A 16,308-nucleotide genomic window follows, 5' to 3' on the forward strand; every position below is an offset into this window, starting at 1 on the left:
GGGAACTCCTCTGTTCCTCGGTGTTACTTGACGGCTATCGGGTTGACCGGCGAGCCGACGGCACCGGTGATGGGCAGCGGCGCGGCGGTGAGCCAGAAGGCGTACCCGCCGTCGGCCGCGCAGTCCTCGGCGAGGGCGTCGAGGTCCCACATCTCGCCGATGAGCAGGCCGATGTTCGGGATGGCGACCTGGTGCAGCGGCTGGAAGGCGTGCTCGAACTCGTTCGGGCGGACCTCGAAGCCCCAGGTGTCGGTGGCGATCGCGGCGATCTCGGTGCGGTGGAGCCAGCCGGCCGTGGTGAACGACAGGCCCGGTGCGGGCCCTCCGGCGTACTCGCCCCAGCCGTTGCGGCGTACCCGGCTCAGCTGCCCGGTGCGTACCAGCACGATGTCTCCGCGTTCCACGGTCACGCCGTGCGCCCGGGCCGTCGCCACCAGGTGCTCCTCGGTGATCGCGAATCCGTCGGGCAGCTCGTCGTCCTCGCCGACGACCCGGCCGACATCGAGGAGCACCCCACGCCCGGCGACGTGCGGGGCCATGTGCTCGATGCCGGTGACCAGGTCGCCGTCGGAGGTGACGACCTGCTCGGCCGGGCGTCCGTTCCACGCCTTGCCGTGGTCGAAGATGTGCCCCAGTCCGTCCCACTGCGTGGAGCACTGCAGCGGCATGGCGATCACGTCGTCGGCGCCGCCGATACCGTGCGGCAGGCCCTGGTTGCCGAGGGCCGCGTCGGTGCCGGTGTCCAGCATGGTGTGGACCGGGTTGGTGCGCCGCCGCCAGCCCTTCTGCGGGCCGTCGATGTCGAAGCGCTGGGAGAGGGAGAAGCTGACGCCCCGCCGGACCAGCGCGGCGCCCTCCCGGCGCTTCGCCTCGTCGAGGAAGTTGAGGGTGCCCAGTACGTCGTCCTCGCCCCAGCGGTTCCAGTTGGAGCACGCTTTCGCGGCCCGTGCGATCGAGCCCTCGGGGTCGGTGCGGTCGGGGGTCACCGGGCTTCCTCCGCCACACAACGGGTGCGCTGGGCGCCGAGTCCGGTGATGGAGCCGTCCATGACGTCGCCGTCGCGCAGCAGTCGGCCCCAGTGCATGCCGTTGCCGGCGGGGGAGCCGGTGAGGACCAGGTCGCCAGGCAGGAGGCGGGCCGACTGGGAGGCGTAGGACACCATGCGCGCGACGTCGAAGATCATGTCCTTGGTCGACTCGTCCTGCATGGTCTCGCCGTTGAGCTTCAGGACAAGGCGCAGGTCGTCGGTGTCGGCGACCGAGGTGGCGGGGACGATCCAGGGGCCGAGCGGGGTGAAGCCCGGGGCGTTCTTGCTGCGCAGCCAGTCCGTGCCGATCTGGGGCATGTCCCGGCGGAAGACGGTCGCCCGGTCGGTCAGGTCGTTGGCGATGGTGTACCCGGCAACATGGTCCAGGGCCTCCTCGACGGACACCCGGTGGGCGGGGCGGCCGATCACCGCGGTCAGCTCCAGCTCCCAGTCGGGCTTCTCGGCCCAGGCCGGCAGTACGACGTCGTCGTACGGTCCGGTGATCGCGCTCGGCAGACCGATGAAGACGTACGGCAGGTCCTCGGCCGCCCGTCGGTCCATGATTGCCGCCGCCTCGGCGCGCCGTTCCTCCTCCGGCCGCTCGTCGCCCGGCGCCCGGTGGGCGACGTGCAGATCGATGACGTGCCGGCGGTAGTTGGCCCCGGACTGGAAGACCTGGCGCGGCTCGACCGGTGCGTGTACCCGGAATTCCGCCAGCGCCCGGCGGCGCGGACCGTCGCCGGCGGCCAGCGCGGTGAGCCGCGGCTCCACCGCGTCCCAGTCCTCCAGGACGGCCCGCACGGTCAACTCGGCGTTGCCCAGGGCGGACCGCAGGTCGGTCACTTGCGCGTCGGGTGTGACGAGAGCGGGGAAGGGTGCCCCCTCGGGGGCGGAGAGAGTGGCCAGGGCGAAAGGCCCGGCGAAGAGGGCGGACGAGACTTCAGGTTTCACGAACATGTCCTCCTGATTGCGGTGGCACTAATCTGGACCCGCCACCAGTGATCACGGAAATCGATTCTGTGGATGGTCGGCATCCGCCTGACAAATTGCCGCAGGTCGTCGCCGGACAGCGAGGAAAACCGCCATGAATCTGAGTCGCCTCGACCTCAATCTCGTCGTCGCCCTGCGTGCCCTGCTGGAGGAGCGCAACGTCACTAGGGCCGGGGAGCGCGTCGGCCTCAGCCAGCCCGCCATGAGCGCCGCGCTCTCACGCCTGCGCCGGCACTTCGACGACGACCTGCTCGCCCGCGTCGGCGGCCACTACGAACTCACCGCCCTCGGCCAGGTCCTCCTCGACCGGGCATCCACCGCCTACGACCTGCTGGAACGCCTCTTCGCGAGTCAGGCGCACTTCGATCCGGCCAAGGAGACCCGCGAGTTCAAGCTGGTGGCGTCCGACTACGCGGTGGCCGTCTTCGGCGCCGAGCTCGCCCGGGTCGTGCACCAGGAGGCCCCCGGCATCCGGCTGCGCTTCGCGCAGACGCCGACCACCGTGGTGGACGCCACCGAGACCCTGCTGAGCACCACTGACGGGCTGCTCATGCCCCACGGTGTGATCAGCGACTTCCCGGCCACCGACCTCTACCAGGACCGCTGGGTGTTCCTCGTCGCCGAGGACCACCCGAGCGTCGACGACCGGCTGACCCGGGAGGACCTGGCCCGGCTGCCCTGGGTCACCTACCAGCGCACCTACGACGCCCCGGCCGTCCGCCAGTTGGGCATGCTGGGTATCGAACCCCGCGTCGAGGTGTCCGTCGACAGCTTCCAGACCATCCCGCTGCTGGTCGGCGGGACCCGGCGCATCGCCCTGATCCAGGCGCGCCTCGCCCGGCTCCTCGCACCGCTGGCCGCCGTACGCGTGGTCGAACCGCCCTACGAGGCCGTCCCCCTCAGGGAAGCGATGTGGTGGCACCCCGTGCACACCCACGACGCGGCCCACATCTGGCTGCGGGAGACGGCCGCCCGGGTCGGCAGCCGGATGGCCGAGGAGTCGGGGGCGTGAGCCGGGTACGGATCAGGTCCGGCGCACAGAGACCGTGGCCATCCGTCGGCTGGATGGAAGGCATCCGATACATGGATCGTGCCACCGGTGGGCAGCGGGGCGTCCCCGAGGCATCATCGGTCCAGGTCGTGCGCAACCGCGCACCTGCGCCCCCGCAGCCGGTTGTGGTCCGGATGCGTTGTTGGTCGCGACCCGGAGGGATCAGCGAACCGGTACCGCCATGGTCGACCGGCGCACGACGAGTTCCGGCTGAAGGACGATGTGCGCGTGTTCATGAGCGAGACCGTCGGCCGTGTCCTCGATGAGGAGCCGGCCGGCCCGCCGGCCCATGGCGACGGCCGGCCGGCGTACCGAAGTGAGCGGTACGACGGCGGAGGCGGCGAACTCGATGTCGTCGTAGCCCACCACGGCGATGTCCTCGGGGACCTTCAGCCCGGCCTCGTACAGCGCTTGCAGAACGCCGAGAGCCAGCAGGTCGTTGGCGCAGAAGACAGCCGTCGGCCGCCGCGGAAGGCCGAGGACGCGGTGTCCGGCGTCCTTTCCGGCGTCCACCGTGAGCGTGCGGCAGGGGATTTCGAGCAGGGCGGTGGCCGGCAGGCCGGCCAGGCCGAGGGCACGCAGCGCGCCTCGGCGGCGGTCCCGTACCTGCGGAAGGGTCTCGGGACCGCCGACGTAGACGAGGGACCGGTGCCCCTGGGCGATCAGATGGCGGGCCGCTGCGTAGCCCCCGGCGACGTCGTCGATGCCGACCGAACAGGCCTCGGTCCAGGGTGCGCTGCGGTCGGCGACGACGAAGGGGACCGCGTTGCGACGGAAGGCCGCGATCGTGCGGTCGGTGCCCTCGCCCGCGGTGATCACCGCACCGCGGACCTGGTGGGAGGTGATCAGCGACAGGTAGCGGGCCGCTTCCGCCGGATCATGGGCGCCGGTGCAGACCATGACGCCCAGGTCCGCTTCGCGGGCGGCCTGCTCCACGCCGGCGGCGAGGGCGGTGAAGAACGGGTTGACGATGTCGAGGACCATCAGGGCGATCACTCGCGAAGCCCATCCCCGCAGTTGCCGCGCGCCCTCGGCACGGACGTAGCCCAGCGTGTCGATCACCTCCAGGACGCGTGTACGGGTGGCGTCAGCCACCATCTCGGGCCGGTTGAGGACGTTCGAGACGGTGCCGAGCGAGACACCGGCCTCCCTGGCCACGTCCTTGATGCCGACCCGCGGGCGTGCTCTGCTGTCCCGCCCCGCGCTTGCTCCACCGGGGCCCGGTGGACGGAGCGCCGGGGGCGTGGCGGGTGTGGCGGCGGCCGGCCGGTGCACGGTCTACCGGCTCCGTGGCGGAGCGGTGGTGGTGCGTACCACGAGCCGGGGGGTCATGGTGGTCCGCATGGCCCGGTCCCTCCGGCCCTCCACCCGTTCGACGAGCATGCGGGCGGCGGTGGAGCCCATGGTGTAACCGGCCTGGTCGACGCTGGTGAGCTGGACGGGGGCGAGCGCGGCGAGTGCGGTGTCGTTGTAACCGACGAGCGAGAGGTCTTCGGGGATGCGCAGCCCCAGCTCGTGGGCTGCGCGGAAGATGCCCAGGGCGGCGACGTCGGCACCCGCCATGACGGCGGTAGGCCGGTGGGCCGCGGTCAGCAGGGTCATTCCCGCCTTGAATCCGCCCTCGTCGGAGTAGGCGGTGTGGTGGACGCGGGCGTGTCCGGTCAGGCCGTGCCGTTCCATGGCCTGCAGATAGCCGTCCCGCAGCACGACTTCGGGTGTGCGCTTCCACTGATTGGCCTTCGTGCCCGGGGCGGAGACCAGGGCGATGTCGCGGTGGCCGAGGGCGGCGAGATGGTCGACGACCAGGCCGGCGCCGGTGTCGTCGGCGTCCACGACGGAGTCGTAGGTGTCGTCCGTGTCGTGGTGGCCGATGACCGCGGTCGGAGTCGTCGCAGCCGTGGCCAGGACTTCGGCCCGTGCGGTGCCGGGGGCGATGAGGACCAGCCCGTCCATCTGGCGGTCGACCATGGAGCGGATGGTCTTCGCCTGGTCCTCCGGGTCGAATCCGGCCGCGCCGATCAGCACGGTGTATTCGGTCTGGCGCAGTTCGTCCCGGATGCCGTCGAGGATGTCCGCGAAGAAGGCATTGCGCACGTTGTCGAGCAGCACGCCGATCGTGTAGGTCCGTCCGCGCATGCCGCGGGCCGCCGCGTGCGGCCGGTAGTCGAGCTCGGTGATGGCCGCCGTGACCTTCTCACGCATGCTCCCGCTCACGCCGTAGGCGTTGCGCAGCACTTTGGAGACGGCTGCCGTGGAGACGCCGGCGTGCCGGGCCACATCGGTGATCGTCACGCGTCTGTTCTGCCTGGCTTCGCCGGCCCGCTCCATCGATCTACCTCTGCTCTCTGATGCGTGTCGTGCAACGGTCTACACGGTAGCCCCGGGTAGCTGTCAAGTCCTTCTGTATCGCCGTGCTGTTACCGGGATGTGTCTTGACGGGTCCTGATGTGGAGTGCAAGGTTTTGCCCACTCGACGTAGAGAACGTTTTACAAAGTTCTCCCCGTGCTGCCGGGCCCTGCCCCGCCCTGGCGCTCTTGCACCACTGCGTCCTGCTCCGTCCTCCTCCATGACCTGGGAGTTCCCGTGTCTCTGCGCATGCCCCGTGGCCGTCGTACGCGACTGAGTCTGTTCACCGCCGGTACCGCCTCGCTGGCACTGCTCGCCACCGCCTGCGGCGGCAGCGGCGGCGGCTCCTCCGCCGCACCCGGCACCTTCGACTACCTCGGCGTCACCGAGAACACCACCGTGAAGACTGCTCTCACCACGCTGTCGAAGGGCGCGTGCAAGCCGGCGAACGACGCACTGCCGCTCAAGGTGGAAACCGTCCCGCAGGCGAGCCTCGACCAGAAGCTCCAGCTTCTGGCCGGCCAGAACGCACTGCCCGTGCAGTTCGCCGCCGGCAACGCCCCCGCCCTCACCCAGCAGCTCGCGAAGTCCGGCAAGGTCGCCGACCTGGAGCCGAAACTCAAGGGGCTCGGCGTCCTGGACCAGCTGGAGCCCGCCGCCGTCTCGACGATCAAGGCCCTGTACGGCGGGAAGCTGGAAGTGCTGCCGTACGAGTACAACATCGAGGGGATCTTCTACAACAAGAAGATCTTCGCCGACAACGGTCTGGCCGTGCCCGCCACGTGGGACGAACTGGTGTCCGCGGCCGCGAAGCTGGAGTCCAAGGACGTCCAGCCCTTCTCCGCCTCCGGCCAGCAGGGCTGGCCGCTGACCCGGCTGATCAGCGACTACCTCTTCCGCAGCCTCGGCCCCGACGCGCTGCGGAAGGTCGCGGACGGGCAGGCGAAGCTGACCGACCCGGAATACGTGAAGGCAGCCGACGAAGTCGCCGCGCTCGGCAAGAAGGGGTACTTCGGCAAGGGTGTCGGCTCCATCGACTACGACACCGCGATGAACCAGTTCCTCAGCGGCAAGGCGGCCATGTTCTACATGGGCAGCTGGGCGCTGGCGAACATCTCCGACGCCGCACAGAACAAGGTCGGCGCCGCGAACGTCGGCTTCATGCCCTTCCCGGCCGTCGCCGGAGGCAAGGGCTCGGTCGACCAGTACCCGTCCAACGTCGGCCTCGGCATCACCCTGGCCGCGAAGTCCTTCGACGAGAAGACCGGCGCCTGGGTCTCCTGCATCACCCGGAACTACGGCGCCACGGCGCTGAAGGACCACGGGACCATCACCGGCTTCAAGGTGAACACCGAGGTGAAGGACGCCAACGCGGTCACCGCCCAGGTCCGCGACACCGTCAGCTCCTCCCGGCAGAACGTGCTGTGGTTCGAGGCCCTGTTCAGCACCAAGGCCACCACCATCAGCCAGACCAACGCCGCGAGCCTGGTCTCGGGGAGCATGAGCCCCCAGCAGTTCATGCGGACCGTCCAGGACGCACTCGCCGCCCAGTGACCTCCCCGGGGCGGCCCGCCCGCCTTCTCGCACGATCGGGTGCGAGCCGCCCCGGCCCCGACGGTCCAGCCGCCGCGCACCGCCGCGGATCCCGCCAACGGAAACGAGACGGACACCATCCATGCACCGCGTACTCGGTGACCGCAGGGCGATCGCGCTCCTGCTCGGTCCCGCCCTCCTCGTCTACTCGCTGATCATGCTGGTCCCCATGGTGTGGTCGCTCGGCTACTCCTTCACCAAGGGCAACACCATCGACGGCTTCACCGGCAACGGTGTCGCCAACTTCTCGCGTCTCGTCGACGATCCGGCGGTCCGGGACGCGCTCTGGTTCACCCTGAAATACGCGGTGATCGTCACGGCCGGTCAGGTCGTCGCCGGCTACCTCCTGGCCCTGCTCTACGTGTTCTTCCTCAGACGGGCCTCGGCGCTCATCCGCACCCTGGTCTTCTTCCCCGTCGTCCTGCCCACCGTCGCCGTCGGCCTGCTGTTCCAGAAGTTCTTCCAGGTCGCCCCGCAGACCGGCCCGGTCAACTCGCTGCTCAACGCGGTCGGCATCGACTCGATCGACTTCTTCGGCAGCGCGGGCAGCGCCTTCTGGGTTCTGGTCACCATGGACATCTGGCGGTCCATGGGCTTCTACGCCGTGCTGCTCTTCGCCGGCCTGGTCGACATCCCGGACGAGGTCCTCGAATCGGCCCGTCTCGACGGGGCGACCGGACTCAGGCTCGTACGCCACATCGTGCTGCCGCTGTCCCTGCCGGTCCTGATGTCCTCGCTGATCTTCAGCATCAACGGAACGCTCAAAGCCTTCGACTCGATCGTTGCCCTGACCAACGGCGGTCCGGGCAACGGCACCACCCCGCTGACCCTGTACATGTTCCAGACGTCGTTCACCTACGGCGACTACGGCTACGGCAGCACCATCGCCCTGCTGCTGACCGTCGTGAGCCTGCTGGTGAGCCTGGTCGTCTACCGCGTCTCGCGGCGCGACCTCACGGAGGGCTGAGACCCATGGCCACCATCGACACACCCCCGAAGACGACCCCCGCGAGAACTTCGGCCCGCGCCCCGGACCTGGCTCGACGGCCCCGGGCCGGCCGCCGGGGGAGCCGCCTGTGGGTCAAGACCGTCGTCGCACTTCTGCTGGTCGTCGAGGTCTACCCGCTGATATGGATGTTCCTCACCTCGCTGAAGTCCAACGACGACTACCTGAACAACTCCACCTGGAGCCTGCCCACTTCCTGGGAGTGGGGCAACTACGGCGAGGCGTGGAACACCGGCCACATCGGCCTGTACGTCCAGAACAGCCTGCTCGCCGTCGTCCCCGCCCTCGCCCTGATGCTGCTGCTGGGCACCGCCGCCGGCTTCGCCCTCCAGATCATGGTCTGGAAGGGCCGCAGCCTCACCCTGCTCGTCTTCCTCGCGGGCATGATGATCCCGCCGCAGATGATCCTGCTGCCCCTGTTCACCGTGTACTTCCAGACCGGCCTGTCCGGCACGCTGTGGCCGCTGATCCTCACCTACACCGGCACCGGCCTTCCGCTGACCGTCTTCATGATGGCCACCTACTACCGCACGGTCCCGCGCGAGCTGTTCGAGGCGGCCACCGTCGACGGTGCCGGCATCCTGCGCGCCTTCTGGACCATCAGCGTCCCCCTGGTCCGCAACGCCCTGCTCACCGTCGGTCTGGTGCAGTTCTTCTTCATCTGGAACGACCTGCTCATCGCCCTCACCTTCACCAACGACCAGGACCTGCGCACCATCCAGGTCGGGCTGCTCAACTTCACCGGCGACTTCGGCGCCACCCAGTACGGCCCCCTCTTCGCCGCCATCTGCATCAACGTCTTCGGCACCCTCCTGATCTACCTCTTCCTCAACCAGAAGGTCATGAAGGGCCTCACCTCGGGAGCGGTCAAGGGCTGACCCCCGCCCACCACCACGCCCGCTCCCGCACGTGCAAGAAAGGTCCCTCCTTTGCTCCCCCCTCAGCCTTCCCCGGTGTCCTTCGAGCATCTGCCGGACGGACTCGGCATCGGAGTCGCCGCCCCCCGGCTCACCTGGACGCTGCCACCGGGATCCGGCCGACAGCAGGCATACGAACTGGAGGTCGACCGCTCCGGCACCGTCCGTCGCACGGGGCGTGTCGACGTCGACACCCACGTGCTCGCGCCCTGGCCGGGTGAGCCGCTGGCTTCCCGGGAACGCGCGCTCGTCCGGGTCCGCGTCTGGACCCCGGACGCCCCGGAGCCATCGGGATGGAGCGATCCGCGAACCGTCGAAGCCGGCCTGCTGGCGCCCACCGACTGGCAGGCGGTGCCCGTGGGCGCGGGATGGGACGAGGAGCCGGAGGCCGAGCGCCGCCCGGCGCGGGTCCGCAAGGACTTCCGGCTCGACCGCCCCGTGGCCCACGCCCGCCTGTACGCCACCGCCCACGGCCTGTACGAGGCGGAGATCAACGGTCGCCGCGTCGGGGACGAGACACTGGCCCCGGGATGGACCGTCTACCCGCGCCGGCTGCGCTACCGCACCCACGACGTCACCGACCTCCTCACCGAGGGCGCCAACACCATCGGGGCCTGGCTCGGCGACGGCTGGTACCGCGGCAAGTACGGCTTCGACGGCGGCACCCGCAACATCTACGGCACCGACCAGGCGCTCGTCGCCCAACTCGAAGTGGTGCACGACGACGGCTCCGTCACCGTCATCGCCACGGACGGAACCTGGCACGCCGCTCCCGGCCCGATCCTGACCAGCGGCCTCTACGAGGGCGAGATCTTCGACGCCCGGCTCCACGATCCGCAGTGGTGCACACCTTCGCCCTCACGTACTGCCTGCGACACGTGGAGCCCCGTCCGGACGGGGCACCGTGACCCCGCGACGCTGGTCGCCCCGATGGGGCCACCGGTCCGCTGCACCCAGGAGATCGCCCCGGTCGCCATCACCCCCACCGAGGGCGGGCACCTCCTCGACTTCGGTCAGAACCTCGTGGGCCGCCTCCGCGTCACCGTCGACGGGCCGGCCGGCACCACCATCGTCCTGCGCCACGCCGAAGTGCTGGAGAACGGCGCACTGGCAACCCGGCCGCTGCGCGAGGCGTACGCCACCGACACCCTGATCCTCTCCGGCGACGGACCGCTCACCTGGGAGCCGCGCTTCACCCTCCACGGCTTCCGCCATGCCGAAGTGACCGGCTGGCCGGGCGGACTGAACGCCGACATGGTCACAGCGCGCGTCCACCACACGGACATGCACCGCACCGGCTGGTTCGAGTGCAGCGACCCCCTGGTCAACCGACTGCACGAGAACGTCCTCTGGAGCATGCGCGGCAACTTCGTCGACATACCCACCGACTGCCCTCAGCGCGACGAACGCCTCGGCTGGACCGGCGACATACAGGTCTTCGCACCCACCGCGAGCTTCCTCTACGACTGCGCCGGCATGCTCGACTCGTGGCTCACCGACGTCGGCCTGGAACAGCTCCCCGACGGCACCGTCCCCTGGTACGTGCCCGTCATACCCGGCGCTCCCACGTGGACGCCGATCCACCCCGGGGCGGCCTGGGGAGACGCCGCCGTACTCACCCCCTGGACCCTCCACCAGCGCTTCGGCGACCTCGGTCTCCTCCGGCGCCACTACCCCATGGCCAAGAAATGGGTCGACCTGGTGGAGCGCCTCGCCGGCCCGACGCGCCTGTGGGACACCGGCTTCCAGCTGGGCGACTGGCTCGACCCCGCCGCACCGCCGGACGACCCGGCCGCCGGCGTCACCGACCGCTACCTCGTCGCGACGGCCTACTACGCCCACTCCACCCGTCATCTCGCACGTGCCGCGGCCGAGCTGGGGAAGACCGCGGATTCAAACCGGTACACCACCCTGGCCGCCGAGGTGACGGCAGCCTTCCGCCACCGGTACGTCCGGCCGGCCGGCCGCATGACGAGCGACAGCCCCACCGCCTACGCCCTGGCAATCGTCTTCGACCTGCTCACCCCCGAACAGCGCCGGGACGCGGGGGACCGGCTCGCCGAACTCGTTCTCGCGGACGACGCCCGTATAGCCACCGGCTTCGTCGGTACCCCACTGATCTGCGACGCGCTCACCGACACCGGCCACCTGGACGTCGCCTACCGGCTGCTGCTCCAGACCGAGTGCCCCTCATGGCTGTACACCGTGACCCAGGGCGCGACCACGATCTGGGAACGCTGGGACAGCCTGCGAACCGACGGCAGCCTCAACCCGGGCGGCATGACCTCCTTCAACCACTACGCTCTCGGCGCCGTCGCGGACTGGCTGCACCGGGTCGTCGGCGGGATCACCGCCACGGGCCCCGGCTACCGGGAAATCGCCTTCCGGCCGCGGCCAGGAGGAGGCATCACCTGGGCCCGCACCCGCCACGAGACCCCGTACGGAACCGCGGCCCTCTCCTGGGAACTGACCGGCACCGGCCTGACCGCCCGCTGCACCGTTCCCGAAGGAACCCGCGCCGTCGCCGAGTTGCCCGGTGGCCCGTCCGTTTCCCTCGGTCCGGGTGAGCACGTCCTGGAAGCCGCCGTAATCGCCGGAGCGACCGCCTGAACGAAACGTATCTCCCCACCCTGGACCGCCCGGCGCGACCCCTTCCTGCGCCGGGCGGCCCAGGCGTTTTCGGTATCTGTTCATGAGTCCTGTATCAATGTGGTGGATGCCTGCTATCCGGCAGGACAATGGAGGGGGGTTCCAGGCGAGCGTCCATGGGAATTTTCAATCCGTTTCAATCTGTTTCAATCCGGAGAGAAATCGTATCCGCTGGTCAGCGACTTATTTTAAGAGGTCTCCTCCGAGGGTTGACCCGAAGGTGAACAGGCAATAGCTTTCGGTCTGTTGGGCAAAACGCTTCACGAGTCGGCGCCGAGGCGTGCGAAATCCACTGCCGTGGGACGCGGCAGGGATGTCTCGAAAGAAGCGGAAAAGAAGAGGCATGAGCATGCGTGCGACGCATGAATTCCATGCTGTTCCCGCCAGCCGGAGGCCACTCGGGATCCTGACATCCTGAGTGGCCCCCATTTTCCCCGTGACGGAATGCGGAGCAGCCGTCCATAGGTATCCGGAGAGCCGCTGTGAACAGAAGACGATTCCTCTCTGCCGCCACCTTCACCGCGTTGGCCGCTGCCATGGTCCCGGTCATGGGCGGCCAGGCCGTAGGCGTGACGGACTCCGCCACGCAGGACCGGGCCGACGCCCTGCTGGCCAGGATGACGGCGACCGAGAAGGAGGCGCTCGTGCGCTGCGACTTCGCGGCCGTCGCCCACCTGGGCATCCCCGCCTTGACCATGGTCGACGGGTCCGCCGGCCTCCGGGGGGAAAAGGGGGTGACGGCCTTTCCCGTTCCGGTCGCTCAGGCGGCGACCTTCGACGAGGACCTCGTCGGGCGCGTCGGAGAAGCGATCGGTGCCGAGGGCAGGGGCAAGGGCTACAACAACGTACTGGGACCGACCGTCGATGTGACGCGCACCTGGCACTCCGGACGCCAGTCCGAGGGCATGGGAGAAGACCCTCTGCTCGCCGGCCGGCTGGGCGCGGCTGCCACGGTCGGCTTGCAGAGCCGGCAGGTGGTCGCCACCGTGAAGCACTTCGCCGCCTACACGCAGGAGACCAACCGGTTCTTCACCGACACCAGGGTGTCCGATCGTGCCCTGCACGAGATCTACGAGGCGCCCTTCCGCCACGTGGTCGCCGCCGCGCCGACCACGTCGGTGATGATGGCCTACCCCAAGGTCAACGGCGTCTTCGCGACGCAGAACCCTGCGCTGTTCAACGATCTCAAGACGGGTCTCGGCTTCCAGGGGTACACGGTGCCGGACTTCTGGGCCGGCGACGACCAGGTCGCCGCCGCCCGGGCGGGCATGGACCTCGCCGGACTCGGCACCGGCGCGGTGACGGTTCCCGAGGGCGGCCTTACGGGAGGGGCGATCCCGGCCGCGCGGCTCGACGACGCCGCTCGCCGCATCCTCGTCACCATGTTCGCGAACGGCCTCTTCGACAGCCCCGTTCCTGTCCCTGCCGCAGACGTCAGCACACAGGCCCACCGGGACCTTGCCCATGAGGCCGTGATCTCCTCCACGGTCCTGCTCGCCAACCGTTCCTCCGCCCTTCCGCTGACCGCCTCGGTGAGGTCGCTGGCCGTCATCGGCCCCGCCGGCACCGACGCCCTGACCGGAGTCGGCGGATCCAGCTACGTCGATCCCGGAACCTGGACCACCCCCCTCCAGTCCATCCGTGACCGCGCCGGAAGCACCGTCACGGTCACTCATGCGCAGGGCACCAAGGGCGACCTTCCCCTGACCACGGTCCCCACGACGGTGTTGCGCGACAACGCGGGCGCGGCCGGCCTGACCGCGGCCTACTTCGCGGGCGCCGACCTCAGCGGGACTCCGCTACTGACCAGGACCGACGCGGGGGTCGACTTCACCACCACCCCCGCTCCGAATCTGCCCGCCGTCTGGTCGGTGAAGTGGACAGGCACCCTCCTGCCGACCACCACCGGCCTCCACCGCTTCTCCCTGCTCCCCGCCGGTACGGCCACCCTGAAGATCAACGGGGCCACGGTGGTCTCCGGCACCCGCCAGATGCGACGTTTCTTCCTCGGACCGTTCGACTACCCGCTCCAAGGGACCACCCGCCTCACCGCGGGCCGCCCGGTGAGCGTCGAACTGACCTATACCAACGCCCCCGCCGAAACCGGCACCTGCGGCTTGACCCTGGGCTGGCAGCCCGACTCCCTCATCCCCGCAGCCGCCACGGCGGCACGAGCGGCCGACGCCGCCGTCGTCTTCGTCAACCGGGTCGCCGGCGAGGCCATGGACCACGCACAACTCGACCTGCCGGGCGACCAGAACCAGCTCATCAGCGCCGTGGCAGCCGCGAACCCGCGCACGATCGTCGTCCTCAATACCGACGGCCCCGTGGCCACCCCCTGGCTGAACGAGGTGGAAGCCGTCATACAGCTCTGGTACGGGGGCCGGGGCATGGGCACCGCCCTCACCGCCGTCCTCTTCGGCGACAGCGATCCCTCCGGCCGCCTTCCCGTCACCTTCCCCACCGACGCCTCCCAGGGACCCGGCACCACCGGCGCAACCTACCCGGGCACGAACGGCACGGTCACCTACGACGAGGGCATCTCCGTCGGGTACCGCTACTACGACGCCGCAGGCCAGCAACCACGCTTCGCCTTCGGCCACGGCCTCTCCTACACATCCTTCGCCCACGGTTCCCTGGAAGTCGCCTACGACCGCGCGAACAGACACGTCAGCCTCTCCGTGTCGGTCACCAACACAGGGCCGCGCAAGGGCACGGAAGTCGTCCAGATCTACGCCACCCTGCCGGGGGCGGCAGCAGCGGAACCCCGCCGCCTGGTCGCCTTCCGCAAGCTCACGCTCGACGCGGCGGGTTCCCGGCGGCTGACCTTCACCATCCCGCAGGAAGACCTGTCCAGCTGGCAGTCGAGCGGCTGGACCCTCGGCCCGGGCCTGTACACCTTTGCCACGGCAAGCTCGTCCCGCCACCTGACAGCACAGCGAAGCGTCACCATCGGCTGACCTCACTCGACGACGTACCTCGTGACGTCGTCCACCTATCAAAAAAGACCGCAACACCCGCTTTCCAAAACCCTCGCTTTCCAAAACCCTGGCCTGCGCCGCCTTCAGCTGCGTCCTCGCCGCCGGCCTCGTCGTCGCCACCGGCGCGACGGCAAACGCCGACCGCTGCCCCTCCGGCCGCCACCCCAGGATCGACGGCGCCGAGGCGCAGTGGACTCTCGCCTGCGACAGGGGCGACGTGAAGGTCTACGGGTGGGTCGATGACACCTGTACGGACGGCAAATGCGCTGTCGTCCGTATCGGCCCGGCCGCGGGCGGGACCCGGGAGTTCCAGGCCTGCGGATCCGGCACCCGGAAGACGTTCAGCGTCACCTTCGACGACCAGAACGTCGCCGAAGTGACGCTGCGCCTGCGCTGAGGCGGGTGTCCGTCTCACACGGCTGTGGCCGTGGGCTCGGCGGCGACGGAGACCTCCGCCGTGCCGGGGGCCTTCCGTGTCACGGGGGAGCGCAGGGCGAGGGTGGCGGCCACCGGCGAGAACAGGGCGACGGCTGCACAGAGCAACCAGGTCCCGGTCACGCCCAGCGGCGTGGACAGCGCGCTGAAGAAGGCGAGCGAGAGGGGCGCGGCCCCGATGCTGGAGAGGGAGAAGGTGGACATCGCGGCTCCCAGCCGGCCTTCGGGGACCGCCTGTTGGTAGGCCGTGACCAGAGCCGGGCCGTTCAGTCCGGAGAAGAGACCGGCGGCGCACGCCGTGACGGCCAGCAGGGCCGGTGAGGAGACCAGCGCCATGGAGCCCAGGCCCACGGCGAGCCCGGTGCCGGTGACCATGAGCTTGACCGGGACCGGGATGCGGTGGGCAAGCGCGGCGCCCACCGCGGCCGATGCCAGGGCGCCCGCGCTGAAGGCGGTCAGGGCCGCCGCGACGGTGCCGATGCCCCATCCCTCGCCGGAGACCCGCAGCGGCAGGGCGACTTCGGCCGGCCACAGGAAGGAGAAGTCCATGCAGAAGCAGGCGATGAACATCCAGCGCAGCCTGGGGTGAGAGCCCAGCAGCAGAAGACCGTCGCCGGAACGGCGCAGCAGTGAGGGGCTCGCGTCGGAGCGACGCTCGGGGCGGGCCATGCCGCGGGTGACGTGGAAGGCGCAGAACAGCCACACGGCGCATCCGCCGGCCGAGACGAGCATGACGTGGGACAGGCTGCCCGCCACCACCAGCCAGGCCCCGAGCGGTGAACCGGCGATCGGAGCCAGCCGCATCACCATGGAGAACAGGGAGTTGGCGCGGCCCAGGTGCTCCTGGGGAGCCAGACCGGTCAGCAGGACGCCGGAGGCGGGGCCGGTCAGGCCGAGCAGGGAGCCCTCCACCACGGCGACGGCGATCAGCGGCCAGAGGCTGTCGGCGCTCGCGGCGACCAGGGCGCCGACGGCGAGAACGACGAGTCGGGTGGCGGTGGCCCGCAGCAGTACGGCGCGCGGGCCGAGGCTGTCGGCGAGAGCGCCGCCGAACAGCAGCATCAGGGCGCGCGGCAGCGTGGAAGCGAGGATCACGACGGTGACGGCGCCCCGCCCACCTATCTGGACCGCGGTCCAGCTCATGGCGATGATCAGGGCGAAGCTCCCGCACTGGACGGCGGCCTGGCCGGTGACGAAGCTGCCGATGCGCCGCCAGTCCGGTGCGGGGGCCGCGTCGGACGACGGGGCGGAGGAATTGGTTGTCATGGGGTCGGCTTTCTGAGAGGGCGCACAGCACTGCGGCCGGGGTGGA

The 16,308-nt window shown here is 70.0% G+C and carries 12 protein-coding genes; 7 read left to right on the forward strand and 5 right to left on the reverse strand.

Going from position 1 to position 16,308, the window contains the following annotated elements; translation table 11 throughout:
* Nucleotides 1-23: 23 nt before the first annotated feature.
* Together ACFZAX_RS33140 and ACFZAX_RS33145 are read right to left on the reverse strand one after the other, a co-directional pair.
* Entirely contained in the window at nt 24-986 is a 963-nt protein-coding gene (locus ACFZAX_RS33140; protein WP_390966327.1) for a cyclase family protein, read from the reverse strand.
* Nucleotides 983-1,984 carry a fumarylacetoacetate hydrolase family protein gene (locus ACFZAX_RS33145; RefSeq protein WP_390966329.1) on the reverse strand — a complete coding sequence of 334 codons (1,002 nt, stop codon included), beginning with the start codon at nt 1,982-1,984 and terminating at the stop codon, nt 983-985. The genes ACFZAX_RS33140 and ACFZAX_RS33145 overlap by 4 nt, the downstream gene beginning before the upstream one ends.
* Before the next feature lie 127 nt (nt 1,985-2,111).
* Between ACFZAX_RS33145 and ACFZAX_RS33150 the strand changes: the two genes are divergently transcribed.
* Nucleotides 2,112-3,029 carry a LysR family transcriptional regulator gene (locus ACFZAX_RS33150; protein WP_390966331.1) on the forward strand — a complete coding sequence of 306 codons (918 nt, stop codon included), beginning with the start codon at nt 2,112-2,114 and terminating at the stop codon, nt 3,027-3,029.
* A gap of 201 nt (nt 3,030-3,230) precedes the next feature.
* On the opposite strand, the gene ACFZAX_RS33155 is transcribed toward ACFZAX_RS33150, so the two are convergent.
* Nucleotides 3,231-4,226, reverse strand: coding sequence for a substrate-binding domain-containing protein (locus ACFZAX_RS33155; RefSeq protein ID WP_390966333.1), 996 nt, complete (start codon nt 4,224-4,226; stop codon nt 3,231-3,233).
* Nucleotides 4,227-4,346: 120 nt separating this feature from the next.
* Nucleotides 4,347-5,360, reverse strand: coding sequence for a substrate-binding domain-containing protein (locus tag ACFZAX_RS33160; RefSeq protein WP_390966335.1), 1,014 nt, complete (start codon nt 5,358-5,360; stop codon nt 4,347-4,349).
* A gap of 292 nt (nt 5,361-5,652) precedes the next feature.
* On the opposite strand from ACFZAX_RS33160, the gene ACFZAX_RS33165 reads away from it, so the two are divergent.
* The 6 genes from ACFZAX_RS33165 (at nt 5,653) to ACFZAX_RS33190 (ending at nt 14,958) form a co-directional block, all read left to right on the forward strand.
* A complete protein-coding gene (locus ACFZAX_RS33165; protein WP_390966337.1) occupies nt 5,653-6,969 on the forward strand; it encodes an extracellular solute-binding protein in 1,317 nt (438 codons plus the stop codon).
* 121 nt (nt 6,970-7,090) lie between these two features.
* Nucleotides 7,091-7,975, forward strand: a complete 885-nt coding sequence (locus ACFZAX_RS33170; RefSeq protein ID WP_390966339.1) for an ABC transporter permease subunit — start codon at nt 7,091-7,093, stop codon at nt 7,973-7,975.
* 5 nt (nt 7,976-7,980) lie between these two features.
* On the forward strand, nt 7,981-8,892 hold the full coding sequence (locus ACFZAX_RS33175; RefSeq protein WP_390966341.1) for an ABC transporter permease subunit: 912 nt from the start codon (nt 7,981-7,983) through the stop codon (nt 8,890-8,892).
* Between the two features lie 75 nt (nt 8,893-8,967).
* On the forward strand, nt 8,968-11,541 hold the full coding sequence (locus tag ACFZAX_RS33180) for a family 78 glycoside hydrolase catalytic domain (protein WP_390966342.1): 2,574 nt from the start codon (nt 8,968-8,970) through the stop codon (nt 11,539-11,541).
* Nucleotides 11,542-12,062: 521 nt separating this feature from the next.
* The gene (locus tag ACFZAX_RS33185) at nt 12,063-14,540 is read left to right on the forward strand and encodes a glycoside hydrolase family 3 C-terminal domain-containing protein (RefSeq protein ID WP_390966344.1); all 2,478 of its coding nucleotides are present in this window, start codon (nt 12,063-12,065) and stop codon (nt 14,538-14,540) included.
* 238 nt (nt 14,541-14,778) lie between these two features.
* Nucleotides 14,779-14,958, forward strand: a complete 180-nt coding sequence (locus ACFZAX_RS33190; RefSeq protein WP_390966345.1) for a hypothetical protein — start codon at nt 14,779-14,781, stop codon at nt 14,956-14,958.
* 14 nt (nt 14,959-14,972) lie between these two features.
* Here the strand turns inward: ACFZAX_RS33190 and ACFZAX_RS33195 are convergent, their stop codons facing one another.
* The gene (locus ACFZAX_RS33195; RefSeq protein ID WP_390966346.1) at nt 14,973-16,262 is read right to left on the reverse strand and encodes an MFS transporter; all 1,290 of its coding nucleotides are present in this window, start codon (nt 16,260-16,262) and stop codon (nt 14,973-14,975) included.
* Nucleotides 16,263-16,308 lie beyond the last annotated feature (46 nt).

Origin of the sequence: Streptomyces sp. NPDC008125 (assembly GCF_042957125.1) — a bacterium.
Classification (GTDB): domain Bacteria; phylum Actinomycetota; class Actinomycetes; order Streptomycetales; family Streptomycetaceae; genus Streptomyces.